The organism is Micromonospora sp. LOL_025, assembly GCF_048060285.1.
Classification (GTDB): domain Bacteria; phylum Actinomycetota; class Actinomycetes; order Mycobacteriales; family Micromonosporaceae; genus Micromonospora.
Window position 1 is genome coordinate 1 of the sequence record NZ_JBHMIR010000160.1, and the last position, 254, is coordinate 254.

The window sequence follows — 254 nt, forward strand, 5'->3', positions numbered from 1 at the left end:
CACCTGGCGGTGCAGGCGCTGCGGTCGGGCGAGTGCGACCTGGCGCTGGCCGGCGGCGTCACCGTGATGGCCACCCCGGGTGCCTTCATCGAGTTCTCCCGCCAGGGCGGACTGTCGGCGGACGGCCGCTGCAAGGCCTTCGCCGAGTCGGCGGACGGCACCGCGTGGGGCGAGGGCGTCGGGGTGCTGGTGGTGCAGCGGTTGTCGGACGCGCGGCGCGACGGGCGTCGGGTCCTGGCGGTGGTGCGGGGTTC

At 76.4% G+C, this 254-nt stretch carries 1 protein-coding gene; it reads left to right on the forward strand.

What is annotated here, in order from left to right:
* Positions 1-254: beta-ketoacyl synthase N-terminal-like domain-containing protein (locus ACFHW0_RS31950; RefSeq protein ID WP_416613347.1), on the forward strand; the 254-nt coding region annotated here is incomplete at both ends.